A 24,019-nucleotide genomic window follows, 5' to 3' on the forward strand; every position below is an offset into this window, starting at 1 on the left:
GGTCTGGCGCGTCGTCTATTGGACGCATAGCGGTGCATCGGTGATACCAGCCGCGCGCATTTCCGGCGTGATCAGTGGATAGCGTTCGCCATATTGGACGTAATAGTAGCATGGACCCGGTCGTTCCGGATCATAGCGTGCGATCAAGTCGTCGAGTGTCACGCTCGATGGAAGCGCCGCCAAGACTTCGGGCGGCGGCGTGTGATCGAGTTTTTCCCAGCGCTGTCCCGGCGAATCCGGCAGGGGCGTTTTCGCGCATCCGGCGAGTATCGCGCTCGAAGCGAGGAGCAGCAGGACAGGCCCGAGATTGCGGCGTGCGCGGATCATCAGTGGATACTCCCGAAAACCGAGACGGCATCGCCGTGCACGCCGATATCCACCGGCCCGAACTTGCTTTCCACCGCGAGCGAGAACATCTCGGCCCACGGAATGTAGATCACGCGATAAGCACCGTTCGAGCAGGTGACGGCCCAGCAGGTGGCCGTCATGCCGCCGGAAAACAGCGTTTCCACCTCGTAAGGATCAATCAGCGCCGCGCGGAATTCCTTGAGAAGAAGCCGGTGCCAGTCGGCCGGCATGGGAATGACCTGTCCGACACTGCGCAGGTTGCCGGCATCGGGATCGTAGTCGTGCAACTCTTTCTCGATCAATTCCTTTATCGTCGCTGTTGGTGTCACTCCACGATCTCCGCCGTTTCCACCACCGCATGCATCAGCACGTCGGCCCCGGCGGTGGCCCAGTCCTTGGAGATCTCCTCGGCCTCGTTATGCGACAGACCGTCGACGCAGGGGCACATGACCATTGCCGTGGGCGCCACCTGGTTGATCCAGCAGGCATCGTGGCCTGCGCCCGAGATGATGTTCATGTGGGAATATCCCAGCCGCTCGGCGGCGTTACGCACCGCCGTGACGCACCCGTCGTCAAAGGTTACCGGGTCGAAGCCGCCCACCTTCTCCATCTCGAGGCCCAGGCCCATGTCGCTGCAAATCTCTTCTGCCGCCGCCTTGAGCCGCGCCTCCATGTCGAGGATCACCGCATGTTCGGGAGAACGGAAATCGACGGTGAAAACCACCTTGCCGGGGATCACGTTGCGCGAGTTGGGGTAGACGTCGATATGGCCGGCCGCACCCACCGCGTGGGGCGCGTGGGACCAGGCGATTTCATCCACCTTTTCAAGGATGCGCGCCATGCCGAGGCCCGCGTTCTTGCGCATGGGCATCGGCGTCGAGCCGGTATGTGCGTCCTTGCCGGTGATGGTGATCTGTGTCCAGCTGAGCCCCTGCCCGTGGGTGACGACGCCGATATCCTTGCCTTCTGCCTCCAGGATGGGCCCCTGTTCGATGTGCAGTTCGAAAAACGCCTTCATCTTGCGGCTGCCCACCGGTTCATCGCCCTCCCAGCCGATGCGCTTCAGTTCATCGCCGAATTTCTTGCCCTCGGCGTCCTCCCGGCTCTTGGCCCAGTCTTCGGTATGAACGCCCGCAAAGACGCCGGAGGCGAGCATGGCGGGGGCAAAGCGGGTGCCTTCCTCGTTCGTCCAGTTGGTGATGACGATCGGGTGCTTTGTCTTGATGTTGAGGTCATTGAGCGTGCGGACAAGCTCGAGCGCGCCGAGGACGCCCAGGACACCATCATACTTCCCGCCCGTCGGCTGCGTATCGAGATGCGAGCCCACGTAGACCGGCAGCGCATCGGGATCCTGGCCCGGGCGCATCGCGAACATGTTGCCCATCGTATCGACGCCCATGGAACAGCCCGCATCCTCGCACCATTTCTGAAACAGCGCGCGGCCCTCGGCATCGGCGTCCGTCAGAGTCTGGCGGTTGTTCCCGCCGGCGACGCCCGGGCCGATCCTTGCCATCTCCATCAAACTGTCCCAAAGGCGATCGCCATTGATCTTGAGGTTCTCTCCGGGGGCTGGCATGCGCAATCCTTCCTCGTGCATATCCGGCACATGGGAGGGCAGTATACGGCACCATCCCCACATGCGCCTGTTTTGACCAACTGGTAAAACCGACGCTAACACGGCTTTACACCCAGTCAAGAACTTCGCATCATCGGGGTCCGGAACAAAGGGTTTTTCCGAAGTTCTGGTCAAAGAATGATCACCTGACCACGGCCCGACGCGGAAGACATGCAACGCCCCGCCCGAACCATCACGCGCATACAGCGCAAGAACACCGCGGCGATCCTGGACGCGGCGCTGGAGGTGTTTTCGGCACATGGCTTTCGGGGCGCGACTGTGGACCAGATCGCCAAGGCGGCCGGCCTGTCGAAACCCAACCTGCTATATTACTTTCCGTCAAAGGAGGCGATCCATGCGGCCCTACTGGACGGGTTGATGGAAACCTGGCTGGATCCGCTGCGCGCGATGGACGAGGCTGGCGATCCGTTGGAGGCGGTCCTGGGCTATGTGCGGCGCAAGTTGGAAATGAGCCGGGATTTCCCGCGGGAAAGCCGGCTGTTCGCGAACGAGATCATCCAGGGCGCACCACGGATCGGGCCGAACCTGTCGGGAGAGTTGAAGGAACTGGTCGACCAGAAGGCCGAGGTGATCCGGCACTGGATCGAGGATGGTAAGATTGCCGAGATCAATCCGCATCACCTGATATTCTCGATCTGGGCACTGACCCAGCATTACGCCGATTTCGACGTGCAGGTGCACGCGGTGCTGGGCGGGGACCACGTGGACCCCTACCCCGAGGCGCAACGGTATCTTGAAACCCTGTTCACGCGGTTGCTAACGCCCTGACAGCTTGCATTTACGCGGCATTAACCATGTCCGTGGCAGATTGCGCGCATGCAACCGATATCAAGGCAAAACAGCTCTGAATACTGGCTCGATCAGATCTTTTCGGCCAAGGCCGCGACAAAGGGCTCTGTCATCCGTCGCTCGATCAACTGGATTGACCGCGAGGTCGGTCGTGACCGTTTCGAAGCCAAAGCAAGACGCCGGCGATTTCACCTGCTGCAAACGGCCGACCAGTTCATCGTGGTCTGCCACAGCGGTTCGATCCGGATGCTCTTCTAGAAATTTCGCAGAAAGTTCGTTTTCGATTTTTCTGCGAAAAATCGGACTACTCCGCCGCGCAGGCCCCCGGGTTGTTGGGGTGTGTCGTCCAGTTTGCGTAGTCGTCCGAAACCGTCTCGCCGGTTCGGGGATCGACCGAGCCGGCCGTCATGCGCTCCATGGTGATGCAGTCCTCGACCGGGCAGACATTGACGCAGAGGTTGCAGGCGACGCATTCGGCATCGTTCACCTCGAACACCCGGCCCTCTTTCATCCAGATCGCCTGGTGCGAGGTGTCTTCGCAGGCGGCATAGCAGCGGCCACACTTGATGCACTTGTCCTGGTCGATCTTGGCCTTGGTGACGTAGTTCAGGTTCAGGTACTGCCAGTCGGTGACATTCGGCACCGCCTGCCCGATAAACTCAGCGGTGCTGGCATAGCCCTTCTTGTCCATCCAGTCGCTGAGGCCCGAAATCATTTCCTGCACCACCTTGAAGCCATAGGTCATGGCCGCCGTGCAGACCTGCACGTTACCGGCGCCAAGCGCCATGAACTCGGCCGCGTCGCGCCATGTGGTTACACCGCCGATGCCCGAAATCGGCAAACCGGCGGTTTCGGGATCACGAGAGATTTCAGCGACCATGTTGAGCGCGATCGGTTTCACCGCCGGTCCGCACATGCCACCGTGGCTGCCCTTGCCGTCGATAGAGGGCTCGGGGCTGAAATCGTCGAGATTGACGGAGGTGATGGAACTCACCGTGTTGATCAGGCTGACGGCATCGGCGCCGCCGGCCCTGGCCGCGCGGGCCGGGTAACGGATATCGCTGATATTGGGCGTCAGTTTCACGATAACCGGCTTGTCATAATTCTCCTTGCACCAGCGGGTGACCATTTCGATGTATTCGGGAACCTGCCCCACCGCCGCGCCCATACCCCTTTCGGACATGCCGTGCGGGCAGCCGAAATTGAGTTCGATCCCGTCGCAGCCGGTTTCGGCCACGCGCGGCAGGATCGCTTTCCAACTTTCCTCGGTGCAGGGCACCATGAGCGACACGATCACCGCGCGGTCGGGATAGTCTTTTTTCACACGGGCGATTTCGTCGAGGTTGGTTTGCAGGGGCCGATCGGTGATCAGCTCGATATTGTTGAGCGCCAGAAGCCGGCGGTCTGCGCCCCACATCGCGCCATAACGCGGGCCGTTCACATTAACGATCGGCGGGCCATCTTCGCCCAAGGTTTTCCAGACGACGCCGCCCCATCCCGCCTCGAAGGCGCGGCGGACGTTGTATTCCTTGTCCGTGGGCGGCGCCGAGGCGAGCCAGAACGGGTTGGGTGATTTGATACCAAGGAATTCTGTCGTAAGATCAGCCATTTTGCCGGCCCTCCTTCAACCCATCAGGGTCTGGTGAATGTCTTCAGCCGCGTCGCGGCCCTGGGCCACGGCGGTTACCGTCAGGTCTTCGCCGGGCGCCGAGCAGTCGCCACCAGCCCAGACGCGGGCTAGAGAGGTCTTGTGTGTCTCGTCTGCCAAGAGCGCCGAGCCGTCGCGTGCGAGGCCATCTGGCGCATTTTCGAGCGTCTGGCCTATGGCCAGCAGTACCTGGTCCGCTGGCAGATCGAAGGTTTCGCCCGTGCCGGCCAGCTTTCCCGCCTCTTGCGCGGTGTATTCGAAGCTTACCCCGGTCACGTCCCCTGCACCGGTTGCTGCAACAGGTTGGGCATTGAACACCAAAGTGACGCCCTTGGCGGCGGCAAGATCCTGTTCGAACCGGCTGGCGGGCATCTCGCCGCGGGCGCGACGATAGACTATGGTGACGTTTTCCGCGCCCAGCAGCTTGGATTGTACCGCGGCATCGACGGCGGTCATACCGCCGCCGATGACCACGACATTGCGCCCGACAGGCACGGAGGAGAGATCGCCGGCCTGACGCAGATCGGCGATGAAATCGACCGCGGGGCGGATACCCCCGAGATCGAACCCGGGCAATGCGTGCACACCCGGCTTGCCCATCCCGAGGAACACGGCATCATGATCCGCCACCAGCTGGTCGAGCGTTTCGTCCCGTCCCAGCTGCTGACCGTAACGGATTTCAATGCCGCCTATGCCGAGCAGCCAGTCGACCTCGGCCCGGGCGAAATCGTCGACGGTTTTGTAGCTGGCGATCCCGTATTCGTTGAGACCGCCGGGCTTGTCGCGCTTTTCGAAGACCACGACGTCATGGCCATGCATGGCAAGGCGGTGGGCACAAGCCAGGCCGGCCGGGCCTGCCCCCACCACGGCCACCTGCTTGCCAGTGGGCGCCGCACGGGAGAACGGTTGCGGGCCCTTGGCCATCACGGCATCGGTGGCGAAACGCTGAAGCCGCCCGATCTCGACTGGTTTACCTTCGGCGATTTCACGCACGCAGGCCTCTTCGCAGAGCGTTTCGGTCGGGCAGACCCGGGCGCACATGCCACCCAGAATGTTCTGCTCGAGGATCGTCTTGCCCGCCGCCAAGGGCGTGCCGGTGGCGATCTGGCGGATGAAGAGCGGGATGTCGATCGAGGTGGGACAGGCCGTGATACAGGGCGCATCATGGCAGAAATAGCAGCGATCGGCGGCCACGTGGGCCTCGTGCGCATCGAGCGGCGGATGCAGGTCCGCGAAATTCTCACTCAGAACCTCGGCCGACAGACGGCCTGCAACGATTCCGGGGGTTCGTGTCGAATGCGCCATCATGGCACCTCTCGCTGGCTTCCTTTCATTCAGCGTGCCACAGAATATTTTTTTATCAAATGGTAAATTTTCGAGAATGCGGAAAACACACTGATGCTGCATTCAACGCCCGAAAATTATGCAGGTTTTGCAGTCAGACGCCGAGGTAGCGGTCGCGGCGTTCATCGTCCAGCGCGTCGAAGGCACCGCCCCAGACCGAGCGACCACGCTCGAGAATCACACCGCGATCGGCAACGGTGGACAACTCCCTGAGCGACTTGTCGACCACGAGGATGGCAAGACCCGTGTCGCGCTTGAGACGGCCGATGGCGGCCCAGATTTCGTTGCGGATCACGGGGGCCAGGCCCTCGGTAGCCTCATCCAGGATCAAAAGGCGCGGATTGGTCATCAGCGCGCGGCCGATGGCGAGCATCTGCTGTTCGCCGCCAGATAGCGATGCCGCCATCTGGTTCTGGCGTTCTTCTAGGCGCGGAAAGAACTCGGACACGCTGCGCAGGGTCCAGTCACCCGGACGGGCCGAAGCCAGAAGGTTCTCACGCACTGTGAGATTGGGGAAACAGCGCCGGCCTTCGGGCACAAGGCCGATGCCGGCACGCGCGGCCCGGTAGGACGGCCAGCGCGCCATATCATGGCCATCGAGCATAACCGCCCCGCCTCGATGTTTCAGCATCCGGCAAATCACCTTGATCGTCGTGGACTTGCCCATGCCGTTGCGCCCCATGAGCGCCAGAACCTCACCCTGGTCGAGGCTGAGCGACACATCAAAGAGCGCCTGGCTGGGACCGTAGAAGGCCGAGATGTTCTGAAGCCGCAAGAGGCTCATGCGTCGTCCTCCTCGCCGAGATAGGCCTCGCGCACCTGCGAGTTGGCGCGGATCTCGTCCGGGGTGCCGGTGGCGATGATCCGGCCGTAGACCAGCACGCTGATCCGATCGGCCAGCTGGAACACGGCGTCCATGTCATGTTCGACCAGCAGGATCGGCGCGCGGGATTTGAGGCCGTGCAGGAAGTTCACCAGCAGCGCCGACCCATCGGCGCCGAGCCCGGCCATCGGCTCATCCATCAGGAATACGTGCGGTTTGAGCGTGAGCGCGACGGCCACTTCGAGCTGACGGCGTTGTCCGTGCGACAGGTCGGCGGTGCGGAAATGAGCGAATTCATCCAGTCCCACCTCGCTCAGGGCGGCCATTGCGGTATCGCGCAGGTCAGCCTGTTTCATCACCGGACGCCACAGCCCCGGCGCGCGGTGGCGGGCGCCGAGCGCGCCAAGCACGGCGTTTTGAAGCACCGTGTCCTCCATCGCCAGCGAGGAAATCTGGAAAGTGCGGCCCAGCCCGGCCTGCGCGCGGGCCACGGGGCCATCAAGGGTCACGTTGCGCCCTTCGAGCCAGACCTCGCCTGTGTCGGGTTTCAGGCTTCCGGCGATCTGGGCGATCAGGGTGGATTTGCCCGCCCCGTTCGGTCCGATCAGCGCATGGATTTCGCCGGCGCGCAGATCGAGCGAGACATCGTCAGACGCCTTGAGCGCACCGAAGCTTTTGGAAATGCCGCGAATGTCGAGGATAGCATCAGTCATCGTCATCCCCCTTGCCCTGCCCCGCCAACAGCCCGATCAACCCGCCGCGCGCAAACAGCACCACGATCAGCAGAAGCGCGCCCAGATAGATGTGCCAGTATTCCGACAGGCCGCCCAGCACCTCTTCGAGCAGGATGAACAGAGCCGCCCCAGCCACCGGCCCGAAGAGCCGCGCCACGCCGCCCAGGATCACGAAGACCATGATTTCACCGCTGGTCTGCCAGCTGAACATCGTGGGGCTGACAAAGCGGTTGAGATCGGCATAGAGGGCGCCGGCCAGCCCGGTGATGGCCCCCGAGATGATAAAGGCCATGAGGCGCAAGCGGTAGGGTTCGATCCCCACGGCGCGCACGCGTGCCTCGTTCTGGCGGGCGGCATTGAGGGCGAGGCCGAAGCCCGAGCGCGCAAGCCGCGCCACGACGAACAGAGCAAGCAACAGGATCACGAAACAGAGCCCATAGAACTGGATCGGATCGAGCGTGTTGAGCCCCGGGAAATGATCACGCACGTAGATCGAAAGGCCGTCTTCGCCGCCATAGGCCGGCCAGGAGATGGTGAAGTAGTAGAACATCTGCCCGAAGGCGAGCGTGATCATGATGAAATAAACGCCCGAGGTCCGCAGGGACAGCGCGCCGGTGGCCAGGGCGACCAGCGCCGAGACAACGATCGCCAGCAGCCAGATGACGGGCATGGATTGTGTGCCCTCGATCAGGAACGGCCATTCCATGATCGGGTCATAACTTTGGGCATGACTGGCTAGGATACCGGCGGCATAGCCACCAATGCCGAAGAACATGGCGTGGCCGAGGCTGACCAAGCCGCCAAGGCCAAGCGCCAGGTTCAGACCGACACCGGCCAGCGCGAGGATCACCACCTTGGTGGTGAGCGTGATGACATAGGGTTCATCGGCCATGTAGGCCCAGAGCGGCACCGCCAGCAGGCCCACCACGATGAGCGCGTTGATGAGAGGTTCGCGACGCATGACTCAGGCGCTCCCGTAAAGCCCGGTGGGCTTGATCAGCAGAACGGCGGCCATGAGGATGTAGATCGACATCGAGGCCAGAGCCGCGCCAACCGCGGTGGCCGAGGACGGATCCATGAACGTTCCGAAGAGCACGGGCAGCAGGACGCGACCCATCGTGTCGGTCAGCCCCACCAAGACCGCGCCGACAAACGCGCCGCGGATCGAGCCGATCCCGCCGATCACGATGGTGACGAAAGCAAGGATCAGCACTGGTTCGCCCATGCCGACCTGCACCGACTGGATAGCGCCGACCAGCGCACCGGCGAACCCGGCGAGCGCCGCGCCCAGGGCGAACACAGCCGTGTAGAGCACCGAGATGTTGACGCCGAGCGCGCCGATCATCTCGCGATCGCTTTCACCGGCGCGGATGCGCATACCGATGCGGGTGCGGGTAATCAGCAGGTACATCGCCAGCGCGACCAGGAGGCCGAAGCCGATGATGGCAAGGCGATAGGCCGGGTAATTGATGCCGAAGGGCAGAGCTACGGCGCCCGACAAAGCCGCCGGCACATCGAGGTAGAGGGGGAACGACCCGAATACCCAGCGGGTGCCTTCGGAAAATATAAGGATCAGCGCGAAGGTGGCGAGCACCTGATCGAGGTGATCGCGATCATAGAGCCGGCGGATCACCACTATTTCCACGATCACGCCCGCCAGCGCCGCAGCCGCCAGCGAGGCGATGAGCGCCAGGGTGAACGAGCCGGTCGCGGCCGCCACGGCGGCGGCGGCAAACGCCCCGACCATGTAAAGCGAGCCGTGCGCAAGATTGATGAGCCCCATCACGCCAAAAATAAGCGTCAGCCCAGCCGCCATGAGAAACAGCATGACGCCGAACTGAAGCCCATTGAGGAGCTGCTCGATCAGAAGGATCAGGTTCATATGCCCGAAAGACCTGCCAAGAGGATCGCCGGGGCGCAGAGCACCCCGGCGACGCCTGTCTTACATCTTGCAGTCGGCGCCGTAGACGTCGGTGTGGTCCTTGGCGGCCACGCCGATCACCTTGTTGGTGACAACATCGCCCTCTTTTACCACCTCGCGCATGTAGATGGTGTGGATCGGGTGATGGTTCGGCGCGAACTTGAAGTCACCCCGGACCGACTGGAAGTCGGCTGCTTCGAGCGCGGCGCGGAAGGCATCGGCATCCTTGACGTCGGCTTTGGCCGCGGCCGAGGCGAGCAGCAGACCGGTGTCATAGCCCTGCGCGGCGTAGAGCGACGGCAGGCGGCCGAACTCTTCCTGGAAGGCCGCGACGAACTCGGCATTGCCGGGCACATCGAGGTCTTTCGACCAGTGCGAGGTGTTCTTCACGCCAAGCGCAGCCTCGCCGATGGCGCCGAGGATGCCCTGATCGAAGCTGAAGGCCGGACCCATGACGGGCTTTTCAGCACCAGAGCCGGCATATTGCTTCATGAAGGAAATCCCCATGCCGCCGGGCAGGAAGTAGTAGATCATGTCGGCATCCGACGCCTTGATCTGGGCGATCTCGGCGGCGTAATCGGTCTGGCCAAGCTTGGTATAGACCTCGTCGCTCACTTCACCTTTGTAGAACCGCTTGAAGCCCGCGATCATATCCTTGCCCGCCGGGTAGTTGGGCGCCATCAGGAACACCTTGCCGATACCGTTTTCCGACGCCCAGGCGCCCGCGGCTTCGTTGAAGGCGTCATTCTGCCAGCTGACGTTGAAATAGTTCTTGTGACAGCCCTTGCCCGCCAGTGCCGAAGGTCCGGCATTGGGCGAGAGATAGAACTTGCCCTGCGCCGTTACGGCCGGAACGACCGCCATTGCCAGGTTGGACCAGATAATGCCGGTCAGCACGTCGACTTTTTCCGATTGCACCAGCTTGTCGGCCAGTTGAACGGCGACATCGGGTTTGCGCTGATCGTCCTCGACAATGAGTTCGATATCGGCGCCGGTCTTCTTCATGGCCAGCATGAAGCCGTCGCGCACGTCGATTCCAAGGCCCGCGCCGCCGCCTGAAAGCGTGGTGATCATGCCCACCTTCACGCCTTCGGCATAAGCCGCACCTGCTGTCATCGCGGCGGCACAGGCCGCCAACATCAGGGATTTGAGTTTCATGGTTTTCCTCCCGGTTATGCGCAATATAGTGCCTCAGCCGTTACGAGCGCGGTGCTCCGCACAACTCGTCATCTGATAACGCTCTGTTTTCGTTGTCTTGCGATCACAGACACATGTGGCAGATGCATTATACTGCTATTTTGCCTGCACAGGGTTCCGTTAGCGCGCACCGTTGTCAATACAAACTTGGCAAACATTCCCAAAAAGACACCCGGACCACCAAATGCATAAGCGTACCGCCCTCCACCATGATCACAGCTCGCTTTGGCCTTCGATATTTTAAGTTTGAAATAACTGCTGGCCGAGGTTACGCTTTCAGAAAAGGGGCGCAAAGCACCCCGCCGAATCATGGGAGGACAGGATGCGGATTGCATGCCTTGGAGGGGGTCCCGCCGGCCTCTACTTCGCGATATCCATGAAACTGCGCGATCCGGCCCACGATGTCGTCGTGATCGAACGCAACCGCGCCAACGACACGTTTGGCTGGGGCGTGGTGCTGTCGGATGACGCGCTGGACCAGCTGGAGGCAAACGACCCCAAGAGCGCCAGGGCCATCCGTGATCATTTCGCCTATTGGGACGATATCGCCGTGATTCACAAGGGCCAGCGCACCGTATCGGGCGGGCACGGATTTGCCGGGATCGGGCGCAAGCAGCTTTTGACCCTGCTGCAGGAACGCGCCCGCGAACTGGGTGTCGAGCTTCGGTTCGAGACCGAGTTCGAAAGCGCAGAGAACTACCACAAGGAATATGACCTGGTCGTTGGGTGCGACGGCATCAATTCGCGGGTACGAGCGGAGTATGCCGAGGTGTTCCGGCCCAATGTCGAGCTGCGCAAGTGCAAGTTCGTCTGGCTGGGCACGCATCAGAAATTCGACGATGCGTTCACTTTCATCTTCGAGAAAACCGAGCACGGATGGATCTGGGCGCATGTCTACCAGTTCGATGCGGACACGGCGACGTTCATCGTCGAATGCAGCGAAGAGACTTGGGCGAATTTCGGTTTCCAGGACATGAGCAAGGAAGAGATCGTCACGACATGCGAAGATGTCTTTGCCGCGCATCTGGGCGGTCACAGTCTGATGTCGAACGCGGCGCATCTGCGGGGTGCAGCGGTCTGGATCAACTTTCCCCGCGTTCTGTGCGAACGCTGGTACCACGAAAACGTCGTGCTGCTTGGCGATGCTTCGGCCACGGCGCATTTCTCGATCGGCTCAGGCACGCGGCTGGCCTGCGACAGCGCAATCGCGCTGGCCGACTACCTGCACTCCGAGCCCACGCTAAAGGCTGCGTTCCAGCGGTACCAGGATGAGCGCCGACTGGAGGTGCTACGGCTGCAATCCGCGGCGCGCAACAGCCTTGAGTGGTTCGAAGAGGTCGAGCGCTACCTCGATCTCGATCCGGTTCAGTTCAACTATTCCCTGCTGACACGGTCGCAGCGAATTTCACATGAAAACCTGCGCCTGCGCGATCCTGCGTGGCTGGAGAGCGCGGAACGCTGGTTCATGGATCAGGCGGGGGCGCCGAAAGAGGCAGCTGTGCGCGCGCCGATGTTCGCGCCGTTCAAACTGCGCAACATGGCCTTGAAAAACCGGATCGTCGTGTCACCCATGGCGCAATACAAGGCGGTTGAGGGCTGCCCGACCGATTGGCACCTGGTGCATTACGGCGAACGCGCCAAGGGCGGTGCCGGGCTGGTCTATACAGAGATGACCTGCGTCAGCGCGGAGGGCCGGATCACACCGGGCTGTCCCGGGCTTTACGCACCAGAGCACGAAGCCGCATGGACGCGCCTGACCGAATTCGTCCATTCCGAAACCGATGCGAAAATCTGTTGCCAGATCGGACATTCGGGGCGCAAGGGATCGACCCGGCTGGGCTGGGAAGAGATGGACGCCCCCCTGCCCTCTGACAACTGGAATCTGGTTTCGGCCTCGGCGATTGCCTGGTCGCCGCGCAACGCCACACCGCGCGAAATCACCCGCGAAGAGATGGATATGGTGCGCGATCAGTTCGTGGCGGCGGCCCGGATGGCGGAGCGTGCGGGCTTTGACATGATCGAGCTGCACGCCGCGCATGGCTATCTTCTGTCGTCTTTCATCTCGCCGGTATCGAACCTTCGCACCGACGGCTATGGCGGCAAACTGGAGAACCGCATGCGTTATCCGCTGGAGGTATTCGAGGCGATGCGGGCGGTTTGGCCCGCGGAAAAGCCGATGAGTGTGCGGATCAGCGCGAATGACTGGGTGGGCGATGACGGGGTGACACCCGAGGACGCGGTGAAGATCGCACGGATGTTTTCAGAGGCGGGCGCCGATATCATCGACGTCTCCGCCGGCCAGACCAGTATCGACGCGAAACCCGTATATGGACGGATGTTCCAAACCCCGTTCTCGGACCGCATCCGCAACGAGGCCGGGATCTGCACCATGGCCGTCGGCAACATCTACGAAGCCGATCATGCCAATTCGATCCTGATGGCCGGGCGCGCCGATCTGGTGGCGGTAGGGCGGCCGCACCTCTCGGATCCCTACTGGACCCTCCACGAGGCTGCCAAAATCGGCGACCGGCAGGCGGGCGATTGGCCCCTGCCCTACCTCGCGGGCCGCGATCAGCTGTGGCGGCTGGCAGACCGAGACGCAGAAATGGTGACCAAGGTATGAGCGAGATGATGCAGCGCGAGAGACAGGTTCACGAACCGCTATCGAAGGCCCGGCTGAGGCTGTGGCTGAAGCTTTTGAAAGCGTCGAGCCAGATCGAGAGCAATATTCGCAGGAAGCTGCGCAACGAATGCAATTCGACCCTGCCACGGTTCGACGTGATGTCGGCGCTCTATCGCGCGCAAGACGGCCTGAAGATGAGCGAGATCAGCCAGAGGCTGCGGGTTTCGAACGGCAACATCACCGGCATCGTCGACAAGCTGACCGAGGAAGGGCTGGCGCTGCGCGTGGCCGTTCCGGGCGACCGGCGGGCGCATCTGGTGCGGCTGACCGAAAAGGGCCGTGCGGTCTTTGCCGACCAGGCCACGCGGCATGAAAGCTGGATCGACGAAATGCTGGGTGGACTGAACGAAGACGACATCGAGGGGATGATCCTGCGCCTCGATCACCTGGGCGAAACCCTGGAGGAACAAGACTGATGCAAAGAGACGTGACCCATTTTCAATGCGAGATTGACGGCGGCGTGGCGACAATTGCCCTGAACCGGCCGGAACGGAAAAACCCGCTGACCTTCGACAGCTATGCGGAGCTGCGCGACTGGTTCCGTGATCTGCATTACGATGACGAGGTCAAAGCGGTGATCTTTGCCCCGACGGGTGGCAATTTCAGCTCGGGCGGGGATGTGCATGAAATCATCGGGCCGCTGACCAAAATGAACATGAAGGAGTTGCTGCGCTTTACCCGGATGACCGGCGACCTGGTGAAGGCGATGATCAATTGCGGCAAGCCGATCATCGCCGCGGTCGATGGCGTGTGCGCGGGCGCAGGCGCGATCATCGCGATGGCATCGGACATGCGGATCGCCACGCCTCAAGCGAAGACGGCATTCCTGTTCACCCGTGTGGGCCTTGCGGGCTGTGACATGGGCGCCTGCGCGATCCTGCCGCGGATCATCGGTCAGTCGCGCGCGGCCGAGCTGCTGTATACCGGGCGGGCGATGAGCGCGCAGGAAGGCGTGGACTGGGGCTTTTTCAGCCGTCTGGCCGAGACCGATGACCTGATGAACGAGGCGCAGGCAATGGCGACACGGATCGCGGAAGGCCCCAATTTCGCGCATATGATGACCAAGACGATGCTGGCGCAGGAATGGTCGATGAGCCTTGAGATGGCGATCGAGGCCGAGGCGCAGGCCCAGGCGATCTGCATGCAGGGGCAGGATTTCCACCGCGCCTATCATGCCTTTGTCGCCAAGGAAAAACCGGTGTTCGAGGGCGACTGATGGCGGACAAGAGCTTCCTTCACTGGCCCTTTTTCGAGGATCGACATCGGGCGTTGGCCGAGGAGCTTGAAACCTTTGCCGCGGGCCTCGCCATCGCTCACTCGGATACGGATGCGGCCTGCCGGGCGCTTGTGACGGCCCTGGGGGATGCCGGGACCCTGAAACATTCGGGCGCCGAGGACGGAAAACTCGATGTGCGCAGCCTGTGCCTGATCCGCGAGACGCTGGCGTGCCATGACGGGCTGGCCGATTTCGCCTTTGCCATGCAGGGGCTGGGCACCGGGGCAATTTCGCTGTTCGGAACGGATGCGCAAAAGGCCGAATGGCTGCCGCAGACGCGCGCCGGCAAAGCGATATCGGCCTTTGCCCTGACCGAGCCGCAATCGGGTTCGGACGTGGCCAGTTCGACGATGACGGCCACATCCGACGGCAATGATTATGTTCTGAACGGTGAAAAGACGTGGATATCCAATGGTGGCATCGCCGATGTCTACACGCTGTTCGCCCGTACTGGCGAGGCACCCGGTGCGAAAGGGTTGTCGGCTTTTGTCGTGCCCACCGGGTTGCCTGGATTCGAGGTGGTCGAGCGGCTGGATACCATCGCCCCCCATCCACTGGCGACGCTGCGGTTCACCGATTGCCGTATACCGGCCAGCGCCATGATCGGGGACCCCGGCGCGGGATTCCGGATTGCCATGTCTGTTCTGGATGTCTTTCGATCGACGGTCGCGGCGGCGGCGCTCGGCTTTGCCCGCCGCGCGCTGGACGAGGCGGTGGCGCGGGTCACCACACGGCAGGTGCAGGGCGCGCCGCTCGCGGATTTACAGATGGTGCAGGGCCATATCGCGGACATGGCGGTTGATGTGGATGCAGCCGCCCTGCTGGTTTACCGGGCCGCCTGGACCAAGGATGCAGGCGCGCCAAGGGTTACCCGCGAGGCGGCAATGGCGAAGCTTTTCGCCACCGATCACGCGCAGGACGTCATCGACCGTGCCGTGCAACTGCATGGCGGCGACGGCGTAAAATCGGGTGAGGCCGTCGAGAAGCTTTACCGCGAGATACGGGCCCTGCGCATCTACGAAGGAGCCTCGGACGTGCAACGCGTAGTAATCGCGCGCCAGACGCTGGGCCAGCTTCACGGAGGATAAGGGATGTTGCGACCATCGGCCCATGAAGACAGTTTCGCGCGGGATAACCTGCCCCCGCCGGAAACCTGGCCCGATCTGCTGTTGGACGGGTTCGACTATCCCGACCGGCTGAACGCGGCTGTCGAGCTGACCGATGCGATGGTCGCAAAAGGGTTTGGAGACAACACGGCGCTGATTGGCAATGGACGGCGGCGCACTTACAAGGAATTGACGGATTGGACCAACCGTCTGGCCCACGCGCTGGTCGAAGACTTGGGTGTAAGGCCCGGAAATCGCGTGCTTATCCGATCAGCCAACAACCCGGCGATGGTGGCTTGCTGGCTGGCCGCGACCAAGGCCGGCGCGGTGGTAGTGAACACAATGCCGATGCTGCGCGCGGGCGAATTGGCCAAATATGTCGACAAGGCCGAGATCACCCACGCGCTTTGCGATACGCGGCTGATGGACGAGATGACGGTCTGCGCCAAGAAGTCGAGTTTCCTGAAAACGGTGGTGGGGTTCGATGGCACCTCGAACCACGATGCCGAGTTGGACCGGCTTGCCCTGGAAAAACCCGTGCAGTTCGATGCGGTCGACACAGCGCAGGACGACGTGGCCCTGATCGGGTTCACCTCGGGCTCGACCGGAGAGCCAAAGGGCACGATACATTTCCACCGCGACCTGCTGATCATCGCCGATGGCTATGCGCGCGAGGTTCTGGATGTGCGGCCCGCGGATGTTTTCGTGGGCTCGCCGCCGCTGGCGTTTACCTTCGGGCTTGGCGGCCTGGCGATCTTTCCGCTGCGCTTTGGCGCGGCGGCGACGCTGCTGGAACAAGCCACGCCGCCCAACATGATCGAGATCATCGAGAAATACCGCGCGACGGTGTGTTTCACCGCACCGACCGCCTATCGCGCCATGCTGACCGCGATGGAGGAAGGCGCCGATCTGTCGTCGCTGCGTGCCGCCGTCAGCGCGGGCGAGACACTGCCCGCACCGGTCTATAACAGTTGGATGGAAAAGACCGGCAAGCCGATGCTGGACGGGATCGGCGCGACGGAAATGCTGCATATCTTCATTACCAACCGCTTTGAAGACCACCGCCCCGCCTGCACCGGAAAACCGGTGAGCGGGTATGAAGCCAAGATCGTCGGCGAGGATGGCCATGACCTGCCCCCAGGCGAGGTTGGACGGCTGGCAGTGCGCGGGCCGACAGGGTGCCGCTATCTGCGCGGGGAACGGCAGGCGGAATACGTGCAGAACGGCTGGAACATCACCGGCGATGCATTTTCGATGGACAAAGACGGTTATTTCCACTTCGCCGCGCGCAACGACGACATGATCCTGTCGGCAGGCTACAACATCGCCGGGCCCGAGGTGGAAGCTGCGCTGCTGGCTCATGACGCCGTGGCCGAATGCGCGGTGATCGGCGTGCCGGATGAGGCCCGCGGCGCAATCGTCGAAGCGCATGTGGTGCTGGCCGAAGGCGCAACGCCCGGTGAGGGGCTTGCCAAGGCGTTGCAGGATCACGTGAAAGCGTCGATTGCGCCCTATAAATACCCGCGCTCAATCGTTTTCGCCGATGCCCTGCCCAAGACCGAGACCGGGAAAATCCAGCGCTTTCGCCTGAGGAGAGACAAATGAGCAGCGCCTATGATCCCGGGCGCGAGGGCGCCAGACTGAGCTTTGACGGCGCGATGTCCTATGGCGACTACCTGCATCTGGAAGCGATGCTGGACCAGCAGCATCCGATGAGCGATGCGCATGACGAGATGCTGTTCATCATCCAGCACCAGACCAGCGAACTGTGGATGAAGCTGGCGATTCATGAATTAACAGCGGCGCGCAATGCTCTGAAATCCAGTGAATTTCCGCAGATGTTCAAGATGTTGGCCCGGGTCAGCCGGATTTTCGAGCAGCTGAACAGTGCCTGGGACGTTTTGCGCACGATGACGCCGGCCGATTATACCCGGTTCCGGGAGGCCTTGGGGCCTTCGTCGGGATTCCAGTCATGGCAGTACCGGATGATCGAATACGTGCTGGGCAATCGAAACCCGAACATGCTGAAGCCGCATGCGCACGTTCCCGAGGTGAAAAAGCACCTGGAGGCCGAATTTGCCCAGCCGAGTTTCTACGACGAGGTGGTCGTGCAGCTGTTCGAAGGCACCGGCGGCGGCACGCCCCCTGCCCCGCAGCTTGATGCGCCGCACAGCGCGCAACCCGAGATCCAGGCCCGCTGGAAGATCGTCTACGAGGACAGCGAAACGCATTGGTCGCTTTACGAGTTGGCTGAGAAACTGGTTGATCTCGAAGACTATTTCCGCCGCTGGCGGTTCAACCATCTGACCACCGTAGAGCGCGTCATCGGGTTCAAGCGGGGGACCGGGGGGACGACGGGGGTGCGGTATTTGCGCAGGATGCTGGATGTGGAGCTCTTCCCGGAGCTTTGGCACCTGCGCGGCGAGTTGTAGGAAAGGAGACGGGCGAATGGCGGGCAAAACGATCCAACCGGAGGGCTGGGCCCCGGCGCTGGGATATGCCAACGGGATGCTGATGGCGGATGGCACGCTGCATGTCGCGGGCCAGATCGGCTGGAACGCGCAGAAGGTGTTCGAGCGCCACGACTTCGTTGGCCAGATGGAGCAAACCCTTGAGAACATTTCCACAATCGTCCGTGCCGCAGGCGGTGAGGTAAGCGATATCGGGCGGTTGACCTGGTACGTGAAGGACAAGGCCGAATACCTGGCGCATCAGCGCGAGGTGGGCGACGCATACCGCCGCGTCTTCGGGCGGCATTTCCCGGCGATGTCGCTGCTGGTGGTGCGGGACCTGGTCGAGGACGAGGCGCTGCTGGAGATCGAGGCGACGGCCTATATCGCGAAAGGTTAACGCCGAAAACGGGCGGCACAACGCGTGCACAGGACGTGCACAACCCGTGCACCCCCCTTTCGGGCCACGGCAAGAGATTAACGCCACGAAAAATCGGTTAATGCGGCACCACGGGAGGGCTTGCGTGACGGACGGACGCGCGCCACCATGGTGCGGTCACGCTGAACCGGGGGCGAGAGATGAAAGACCTTGACCGCAAGCCGATCACCAACAGCCATTGGGGCACCTACTGGGTAGACATCGAAGACGGGCGGGTCAGTGGGCTGGAGCCGTTCGAGGCCGATCCCGACCCCTCGCCCATCGGGCAGAACATCATCGGCGTGCTGGATGATCCGCTGCGCATCACCGCGCCGCATGTGCGCAAAAGCTGGCTGGAACATGGCCCCGGCGCGCATGGAGAGCGGCGCGGCGAGGATCCCTTTGTCGAGGTGAGTTGGGACGAGGTAAACCAGCTGATCGCGGATGAACTGGAGCGCGTGCGCAAGACCCACGGCAACAGCGCGATTTACGCTGGATCCTATGGTTGGGCCAGCGCCGGGCGGTTTCACCATGCGCAGGGGCAGCTGAAACGTTTCCTTAATTGCATCGGCGGCTATACCAAATCGGTGAACACCTACAGTTTCGCCGCGGCCGAGGTGGTGGTGCCGCATGTGCTGGGCGATTTCCGCGCCTTCTTGGACCGGATGACGGCGTGGGAGTCGATCGCCGAGGCCTGCGACCTGTTCGTGGCGTTTGGCGGCGTGCCCCTGAAGAACGGGCAGATCACCCAGGGCGGCACCGGCGCGCATGTGCAGAAGGCGGGCCTTCTGGCCGCGCATGCGGTCGGCACGCGGTTCGTCAATGTCTCTCCCCTGCGGTCCGACGTGCTGGACGAGGTCGGGGCGGAATGGCTGGCGCTGCGGCCCTCGACCGACGCGGCGCTGATGCTGGGGCTGGCGCACACGATCCTGAGCGAGGGTCTGCATGACCGGGCGTTCCTGGAGCGTTACACCGTCGGGTTCGACCGCTGGGCGGCTTACCTGACCGGCGAGAGCGACGGTGTGGCCAAATCCGCCGACTGGGCGGCGGAGATCACCGAGATCCCCGCCGACACGATCCGCGACCTGGCCCGCCGGATGGCCAAGGGGCGCACGATGATCTCGGTCGCTTATGCGCTGACGCGGCAGGACCATGGCGAGCAGCCCTATTGGGCCGGCATCGCGCTGGCGGCGATGCTGGGCCAGATCGGCCTGCCGGGCGGCGGTGTGGGCTTCGGCTATTCGGCGATGAACCACACCGGGCTGAACCGCCGACAGGTGCCCTATGCCGCCTTTCCGCAGGGCCAGAACCCGGTGCGTGATTACATCCCCGTGGCGCGGATCACCGACATGCTGGAGAATCCCGGCGGCGAGGTGGACTATAACGGCCGGCGCCTGACTTATCCCGATATCCGGCTGGTCTGGTGGGCGGGCGGCAACCCGTTTCACCATCACCAGGACCTGAACCGGATGCGCAAGGCCTGGGCCAAGCCCGAGACGATCATCGCCAATGAATGGTGCTGGAACGCGCTGGCGCGGCATGCCGATATCGTGCTGCCCTGCACCACGCCGCTTGAGCGCAGCGATACCGCGATGTCGCCCAAGGACCCTTACCTGACGATGATGGACAAGGTGATGGAGCCCGTGGGCGAGGCACGCGACGATCACGAGATTTTCCGCGGGATCGCGGCGCGGATGGGTGTGGAAGAGGCCTTTACCGAAGGGCGCAGCCCCGAGGACTGGCAGCGGTGGCTTTATGACGTGTCGCGGCAGGCCGCCGCGCGGGGTGGTGTGGAGCTGCCCGGGTTCGAGGAACTGCGCGAGGCGGGCTGGCACCGGGTGCCAGAGCCCGACGAACCCACGGTGATGATGAAGGCCTTTCGCGACGATCCGGAGGGGCGGCCGCTGAAGACGCCGAGCGGAAAGATCGAGATATTCTCGGAAACGATTGCCGGGTTCGGCTATGACGATTGCCCGGGCCACCCGGCGTGGATCGAACCGCTGGAATGGCTGGGCGGAGCCACGCGTGCCGCGCCGCTGCACATGATTTCGAACCAGCCCAAGACCAAGCTGCACAGCCAGATCGACCACGGCAAGGTGAGCCGGGCCGACCGCGTGCAGGGCCGCGAGCCGCTCTTGATGCATCCCGAGGATGCCGCCGCGCGGGGATTGAGCGACGGCCAGATCGTGCGGATCTTCAACGGGCGTGGCGCCTGTTTTGCCGGGTTGCGCATCAGCGAAGACATCCGCCCGGGCGTGATCCAGATGGCGACCGGCGCGTGGTACGACCCCGACGGCGAAACCTGTCTGCACGGTAATCCCAACGCGCTAACCCCGGACAAGGGCACATCGCGTCTGGCCCAGGGGCCGATCGCGCATTCCTGCCTGGTCGAGGTCGAGGCGGCGGCGGATGTGCCCGCGTTGAAAATCACGCGCCCGCCGATGATCGAGAAACGGGCCTAGCTGGCCGGGCTTTCGCCTGTGCCCTGCGCGGTATCCGCGCCGGTGATCAGAACTGGGCAGCGCGCCGCATCGACCAGACGGCGCAATTGCGCCTGATCACGGATCGGGCCGTGGCGCATATCGAGAACGACCGCCATCGCGCGCGTCCGGTTGAGCCAGCGCAGGAGCGTTGCTTCGTCGCCATCCGGCGCGGTCAGGATTTGCGCCCCCATCCGTTTGGCGAGGATGTCAGCCAGACCGGGGCCGTCGCCCGCGCTCGGACCGGGGGCGCCGATCTGGATGATCACGAGCCGGGCCGGCCGCGGAGCCGCGTAGCCCAGCACGACGATATCCCAGCCGCGGGCCAGCGTGCAGAGCGAGGCCACGTGCTCGCCCCGGTGGCGCCGGAACGACAGGTCCGCCTCGGCCGCGCCGGTCAACTCGCCAAGCGCCTTGCGGAAGGCCTTGCCCTCGCTCTCCAGCACGGCGCGCAGACGCGCGGGCGAGGCCTGAACCGTGCCCCAGACCGAAACGAAGGCGGAATACGGGCCCTCGTCAAGTTCGGCGAAGAGTTCTTCTTCGAGGAAAACACCGCCCAGATCGGCCGGCATGAGCTCGGACAGCGGGCCGGCCAGCGCCAGCGCGGCGCGCGCATCCGCAAGTGATCCCGCGCCCACCAGCACGCGCCGTTTGGCGAGCGCCCGAGCCGTCATTTCTTCGCCCCCGCGTTCAGATCACGCCCAAAGGCGCGGCGCTGTTCGGCGAAGCTCCGCAAACGCGCCTCGACCCGGGCATTGACGCTGTCGGCGGGAAAGGCGCCATCGGCGTCACGCTGGCCCGCCGGCCTGCCGGTAAGCAGGGCGATCCCTTCGTCGATCGTGGCCACGGGGATCACGCGGAACCTGCCCGCCGCGACGGCCTCGACCACGTCGCGGTTCAGCATAAGGTGCTCGACATTGGCCTTCGGGATCAGCACGCCCTGGGTTCCGGTGAGACCCTTTTGCAGGCAGGTGTCGAAAAACCCCTCGATCTTTTCGTTGACACCGCCGATGGCCTGCACTTCGCCCAACTGGTTGACCGAGCCGGTGACGGCGAGCCCCTGATCGATGGGCAGATCGGCGAGCGCCGAGAGGATCGCGTAAAGTTCGGCCGAGGAGGCGCTGTCACCATCGACGCCGCCATAGCTTTGTTCGAAGACGAGGCTGGCGTGGAGCGAGAACGGCAGGTCGAGCGCGAAAGTCGAGGTGAGATAACCCGAGAGGATCATCACGCCCTTGGAGTGGAGCGGTCCGCCCAGTTCGACCTCGCGCTCGATGTCGACGAGCTTGCCCGCGCCCATGCGCACGCGGGCGGTGATGCGCGAGGCGCGGCCGAAGCGGTAGTCGCCCATCGGGATCACCGAGAGCCCGTTGATCTGGCCGGTTTTCTGCCCCGCGGTGTCGATCAGGATGGTTTCGCGGGCGACGGCCTCTTGCAGGCGGTCTTTGACGCGGGCGCTGCGGCGGTCGCGTTCGTGGATCGCGCGATCCACATCCGCGACCTCGATGGCTTCGCCGCCATTCTCAGCGGCATAGTGATCCGCCTCGCGCAGGATGTCGCCCAGAATGCCGATGCGCAGCGACAATTTCCGGGAGTCCTCGGCCTCACGCAGGGCCTGTTCGAGCAGGCGTGCGACCGCAGGCGCAGCCACGGGCTTCAGGCCTTCGCGCTGGGCAAAAGACGCGATCACGCGGGCAAAGAGCGTGGCGGTGTCATCGGTGAACTCGATCGTGGTTTCGAAATCAGCCTGCAGCTTGAACAGGTCGCCGAAATCGGGATCGAGCGCGACCAGCAGCGCGTGCAGCAACCGGTCGCCGATCAGGATGACCCGCACATCGAGCGGGATGGGATCGGGTTCGAGCGAAACGGTCGACATCAGGCTGAGACGTTCAGCGATCGAGGTGATCGCGATCTCGCGCGCCTTGAGGCAGCGTTTGAGCGCGTCCCAGGCATAGGGTTCGGCCAGAAGGCGGCGGGCATCAAGGATCAGGTAGCCGCCATTGGCGCGATGCAGCGCGCCGGGGCGGATCATGGTGAAGTTGGTGATCAGCGCGCCCATTTCCGAGACATGCTCGACCCGGCCTGTCAGATGGTCATGGGTCGGCAGGTCTTCCTTGACCACCGGGGCGCCGGCGCCATTGTCGCGGGCGACCATGACGTTGACGACATATCGGTCGAACAGGCGGTTTTCATGCTGCTTGCCGGCGACCTCGGGGAACGGCCCCTCTTCGCGCCGCATCGCCGCCCCGAGAAACAGCGAGGCGTTGGCAACCATGTCCTTGCCCACCTCGGCGAGGTAGGCGGTAACGACATCGACGCCGTCGAACTCGGCCTCAAGCTCGGAAATCCGGGTCGAGACCACCCGCTCGGCTGTGCGGGCGTTGAGCTCTTCCACCTCCTTGCGGCTTTGGCGTTCAAGCTTGGGGCCGTTGCGCAGCACGGTGGCAAGCTCTTCCTGCAGGCGGGCGATCTTTTCGTCGATTGCGTCTTTTTCCTCCTGCTTCAGGACACGGTACTGGTCGGGCTTGATGACCTTGCCCTCGCGCATGGCAGCCAGCATGTAGCCCATCGGCGTCCGCACCAGCGCGACATCCTCGGACGAGGCTTTCTCGGTGAACTCGGCCATCGCCTGTTCCTGCTGGGCGCCGTAATCCTCTTCGATGGCGCGGCGCTGGGACTGGTATTCGTCGGATTCGAAAAAGGCCGGGATGTCGGTGGCGAGATCATCGACCACATCCTGCATCGCGTGTTTCAGGCGCAGCGCCGTGCCCGGCGGCAGGCGCAGGCAGCGCGGTTTCTCGGGCGTATCGAAATTGTTGACGTAGACCCAGTCATCCGGCCCGTCGCGGGTGGCTGCCTGTTCATCGAGCAGCCGGCGCACGGCCCAGTGCCGCCCCATGCCGGGATCGCCCAGAACGAACAGGTTGAAATCATGATGCCCGATGCCGCTGGCCAGCCGCAGGGCGTCCATCGCCCTGTCCTGGCCGATCAGCGCGTCATAGCTCTCGAGTTCGCCCGTGTGTTTGAACGGCAGGGTATCGGCGGACACCACGCGCCGCAAAAGCGGCGCGGGCAGCGGCTTTGCTGTTTCGACCTGTTCGGGCATGTCACCTCCGTCGCTTTGCCAAAAGACTATCGCCCCGGGCGGACCCGGGACATGATCTTG

22 protein-coding genes are annotated in these 24,019 nt (G+C 63.3%); 10 read left to right on the forward strand and 12 right to left on the reverse strand.

What is annotated here, in order from left to right:
* Positions 1-15 precede the first annotated feature (15 nt).
* The 3 genes from E0501_RS07225 to E0501_RS07235 are packed head-to-tail and all read right to left on the reverse strand — an operon-like array spanning position 16 to position 1,924.
* Positions 16-327 carry a hypothetical protein gene (locus E0501_RS07225; RefSeq protein WP_137700629.1) on the reverse strand — a complete coding sequence of 104 codons (312 nt, stop codon included), beginning with the start codon at positions 325-327 and terminating at the stop codon, positions 16-18.
* Positions 327-677: a hypothetical protein gene (locus tag E0501_RS07230; protein WP_137700630.1), complete on the reverse strand. Its 351-nt coding sequence runs from the start codon at positions 675-677 to the stop codon at positions 327-329. The genes E0501_RS07225 and E0501_RS07230 overlap by 1 nt, the downstream gene beginning before the upstream one ends.
* Positions 674-1,924, reverse strand: a complete 1,251-nt coding sequence (locus tag E0501_RS07235; protein WP_137700631.1) for a Zn-dependent hydrolase — start codon at positions 1,922-1,924, stop codon at positions 674-676. Before E0501_RS07235 ends, E0501_RS07230 begins: the two co-directional genes overlap by 4 nt.
* Before the next feature lie 210 nt (positions 1,925-2,134).
* Here E0501_RS07235 and E0501_RS07240 point away from each other — a divergent pair, with 210 nt between their 5' ends.
* Positions 2,135-2,752 (forward strand): TetR family transcriptional regulator C-terminal domain-containing protein, encoded by a 618-nt coding sequence (locus E0501_RS07240; protein WP_137700632.1) that lies wholly within the window; start codon positions 2,135-2,137, stop codon positions 2,750-2,752.
* Between the two features lie 48 nt (positions 2,753-2,800).
* Entirely contained in the window at positions 2,801-3,031 is a 231-nt protein-coding gene (locus E0501_RS07245; protein ID WP_137700633.1) for an N-(5'-phosphoribosyl)anthranilate isomerase, read from the forward strand.
* Positions 3,032-3,077: 46 nt separating this feature from the next.
* Here E0501_RS07245 and preA read toward each other — a convergent pair whose 3' ends face one another.
* The 7 genes from preA to E0501_RS07280 form a co-directional block, all read right to left on the reverse strand.
* Positions 3,078-4,382: an NAD-dependent dihydropyrimidine dehydrogenase subunit PreA gene (preA, locus tag E0501_RS07250; protein WP_137700634.1), complete on the reverse strand. Its 1,305-nt coding sequence runs from the start codon at positions 4,380-4,382 to the stop codon at positions 3,078-3,080.
* Between the two features lie 15 nt (positions 4,383-4,397).
* On the reverse strand, positions 4,398-5,726 hold the full coding sequence (locus E0501_RS07255; RefSeq protein ID WP_137700635.1) for an NAD(P)-dependent oxidoreductase: 1,329 nt from the start codon (positions 5,724-5,726) through the stop codon (positions 4,398-4,400).
* Positions 5,727-5,859: 133 nt separating this feature from the next.
* Positions 5,860-6,549 carry an ABC transporter ATP-binding protein gene (locus E0501_RS07260; protein ID WP_137700636.1) on the reverse strand — a complete coding sequence of 230 codons (690 nt, stop codon included), beginning with the start codon at positions 6,547-6,549 and terminating at the stop codon, positions 5,860-5,862.
* A complete protein-coding gene (locus E0501_RS07265) occupies positions 6,546-7,301 on the reverse strand; it encodes an ABC transporter ATP-binding protein (RefSeq protein ID WP_137700637.1) in 756 nt (251 codons plus the stop codon). Before E0501_RS07265 ends, E0501_RS07260 begins: the two co-directional genes overlap by 4 nt.
* Entirely contained in the window at positions 7,294-8,283 is a 990-nt protein-coding gene (locus E0501_RS07270) for a branched-chain amino acid ABC transporter permease (RefSeq protein ID WP_137700638.1), read from the reverse strand. Before E0501_RS07270 ends, E0501_RS07265 begins: the two co-directional genes overlap by 8 nt.
* Before the next feature lie 3 nt (positions 8,284-8,286).
* On the reverse strand, positions 8,287-9,204 hold the full coding sequence (locus tag E0501_RS07275; RefSeq protein WP_137700639.1) for a branched-chain amino acid ABC transporter permease: 918 nt from the start codon (positions 9,202-9,204) through the stop codon (positions 8,287-8,289).
* A 60-nt stretch (positions 9,205-9,264) separates the two neighbouring features.
* Positions 9,265-10,401: an ABC transporter substrate-binding protein gene (locus E0501_RS07280; RefSeq protein WP_137700640.1), complete on the reverse strand. Its 1,137-nt coding sequence runs from the start codon at positions 10,399-10,401 to the stop codon at positions 9,265-9,267.
* Between the two features lie 361 nt (positions 10,402-10,762).
* Between E0501_RS07280 and E0501_RS07285 the strand changes: the two genes are divergently transcribed.
* From E0501_RS07285 to E0501_RS07320, 8 genes are all read left to right on the forward strand, one after another.
* Entirely contained in the window at positions 10,763-13,063 is a 2,301-nt protein-coding gene (locus E0501_RS07285; RefSeq protein WP_137700641.1) for a bifunctional salicylyl-CoA 5-hydroxylase/oxidoreductase, read from the forward strand.
* On the forward strand, positions 13,060-13,539 hold the full coding sequence (locus E0501_RS07290; RefSeq protein WP_235857763.1) for a MarR family winged helix-turn-helix transcriptional regulator: 480 nt from the start codon (positions 13,060-13,062) through the stop codon (positions 13,537-13,539). Before E0501_RS07285 ends, E0501_RS07290 begins: the two co-directional genes overlap by 4 nt.
* Positions 13,539-14,339, forward strand: coding sequence for an enoyl-CoA hydratase family protein (locus E0501_RS07295; RefSeq protein WP_137700642.1), 801 nt, complete (start codon positions 13,539-13,541; stop codon positions 14,337-14,339). Before E0501_RS07290 ends, E0501_RS07295 begins: the two co-directional genes overlap by 1 nt.
* Positions 14,339-15,487, forward strand: coding sequence for an acyl-CoA dehydrogenase family protein (locus E0501_RS07300; RefSeq protein ID WP_137700643.1), 1,149 nt, complete (start codon positions 14,339-14,341; stop codon positions 15,485-15,487). The genes E0501_RS07295 and E0501_RS07300 overlap by 1 nt, the downstream gene beginning before the upstream one ends.
* Before the next feature lie 3 nt (positions 15,488-15,490).
* Positions 15,491-17,110 carry an AMP-binding protein gene (locus E0501_RS07305; protein WP_137700644.1) on the forward strand — a complete coding sequence of 540 codons (1,620 nt, stop codon included), beginning with the start codon at positions 15,491-15,493 and terminating at the stop codon, positions 17,108-17,110.
* The gene (locus tag E0501_RS07310) at positions 17,107-17,937 is read left to right on the forward strand and encodes a tryptophan 2,3-dioxygenase (protein ID WP_137700645.1); all 831 of its coding nucleotides are present in this window, start codon (positions 17,107-17,109) and stop codon (positions 17,935-17,937) included. Before E0501_RS07305 ends, E0501_RS07310 begins: the two co-directional genes overlap by 4 nt.
* A 16-nt stretch (positions 17,938-17,953) precedes the next feature.
* Complete coding sequence (locus tag E0501_RS07315; protein ID WP_137700646.1) at positions 17,954-18,355, forward strand: RidA family protein; 402 nt, start codon at positions 17,954-17,956, stop codon at positions 18,353-18,355.
* A 179-nt stretch (positions 18,356-18,534) separates the two neighbouring features.
* Positions 18,535-20,835, forward strand: a complete 2,301-nt coding sequence (locus E0501_RS07320; RefSeq protein ID WP_137700647.1) for a molybdopterin guanine dinucleotide-containing S/N-oxide reductase — start codon at positions 18,535-18,537, stop codon at positions 20,833-20,835.
* On the opposite strand, the gene E0501_RS07325 is transcribed toward E0501_RS07320, so the two are convergent.
* Both E0501_RS07325 and E0501_RS07330 read right to left on the reverse strand, forming a co-directional pair.
* Positions 20,832-21,527 (reverse strand): hypothetical protein, encoded by a 696-nt coding sequence (locus E0501_RS07325; RefSeq protein ID WP_137700648.1) that lies wholly within the window; start codon positions 21,525-21,527, stop codon positions 20,832-20,834. The two genes, E0501_RS07320 and E0501_RS07325, sit on opposite strands and share 4 nt — an antisense overlap.
* Positions 21,524-23,959: a Lon protease family protein gene (locus tag E0501_RS07330; protein WP_137700649.1), complete on the reverse strand. Its 2,436-nt coding sequence runs from the start codon at positions 23,957-23,959 to the stop codon at positions 21,524-21,526. Before E0501_RS07330 ends, E0501_RS07325 begins: the two co-directional genes overlap by 4 nt.
* Positions 23,960-24,019: the final 60 nt, after the last annotated feature.

The organism is Marimonas lutisalis (assembly GCF_005434965.1).
In the GTDB taxonomy this organism is placed as follows: domain Bacteria; phylum Pseudomonadota; class Alphaproteobacteria; order Rhodobacterales; family Rhodobacteraceae; genus Marimonas_A; species Marimonas_A lutisalis.

Coding starts and splice junctions, on each gene's coding strand:
- E0501_RS07225 (WP_137700629.1), bottom strand. CDS start 327: ATGATCCGCGCACGCCGCAATCTCGGGCCTGTCCTGCTGCTCCTCGCT.
- E0501_RS07235 (WP_137700631.1), bottom strand. CDS start 1,924: ATGCCAGCCCCCGGAGAGAACCTCAAGATCAATGGCGATCGCCTTTGG.
- E0501_RS07240 (WP_137700632.1), top strand. CDS start 2,135: ATGCAACGCCCCGCCCGAACCATCACGCGCATACAGCGCAAGAACACC.
- E0501_RS07245 (WP_137700633.1), top strand. CDS start 2,801: ATGCAACCGATATCAAGGCAAAACAGCTCTGAATACTGGCTCGATCAG.
- preA (WP_137700634.1), bottom strand. CDS start 4,382: ATGGCTGATCTTACGACAGAATTCCTTGGTATCAAATCACCCAACCCG.
- E0501_RS07255 (WP_137700635.1), bottom strand. CDS start 5,726: ATGGCGCATTCGACACGAACCCCCGGAATCGTTGCAGGCCGTCTGTCG.
- E0501_RS07260 (WP_137700636.1), bottom strand. CDS start 6,549: ATGAGCCTCTTGCGGCTTCAGAACATCTCGGCCTTCTACGGTCCCAGC.
- E0501_RS07265 (WP_137700637.1), bottom strand. CDS start 7,301: ATGACTGATGCTATCCTCGACATTCGCGGCATTTCCAAAAGCTTCGGT.
- E0501_RS07270 (WP_137700638.1), bottom strand. CDS start 8,283: ATGCGTCGCGAACCTCTCATCAACGCGCTCATCGTGGTGGGCCTGCTG.
- E0501_RS07275 (WP_137700639.1), bottom strand. CDS start 9,204: ATGAACCTGATCCTTCTGATCGAGCAGCTCCTCAATGGGCTTCAGTTC.
- E0501_RS07280 (WP_137700640.1), bottom strand. CDS start 10,401: ATGAAACTCAAATCCCTGATGTTGGCGGCCTGTGCCGCCGCGATGACA.
- E0501_RS07285 (WP_137700641.1), top strand. CDS start 10,763: ATGCGGATTGCATGCCTTGGAGGGGGTCCCGCCGGCCTCTACTTCGCG.
- E0501_RS07290 (WP_235857763.1), top strand. CDS start 13,060: ATGAGCGAGATGATGCAGCGCGAGAGACAGGTTCACGAACCGCTATCG.
- E0501_RS07295 (WP_137700642.1), top strand. CDS start 13,539: ATGCAAAGAGACGTGACCCATTTTCAATGCGAGATTGACGGCGGCGTG.
- E0501_RS07300 (WP_137700643.1), top strand. CDS start 14,339: ATGGCGGACAAGAGCTTCCTTCACTGGCCCTTTTTCGAGGATCGACAT.
- E0501_RS07305 (WP_137700644.1), top strand. CDS start 15,491: ATGTTGCGACCATCGGCCCATGAAGACAGTTTCGCGCGGGATAACCTG.
- E0501_RS07310 (WP_137700645.1), top strand. CDS start 17,107: ATGAGCAGCGCCTATGATCCCGGGCGCGAGGGCGCCAGACTGAGCTTT.
- E0501_RS07315 (WP_137700646.1), top strand. CDS start 17,954: ATGGCGGGCAAAACGATCCAACCGGAGGGCTGGGCCCCGGCGCTGGGA.
- E0501_RS07320 (WP_137700647.1), top strand. CDS start 18,535: ATGAAAGACCTTGACCGCAAGCCGATCACCAACAGCCATTGGGGCACC.
- E0501_RS07325 (WP_137700648.1), bottom strand. CDS start 21,527: ATGACGGCTCGGGCGCTCGCCAAACGGCGCGTGCTGGTGGGCGCGGGA.
- E0501_RS07330 (WP_137700649.1), bottom strand. CDS start 23,959: ATGCCCGAACAGGTCGAAACAGCAAAGCCGCTGCCCGCGCCGCTTTTG.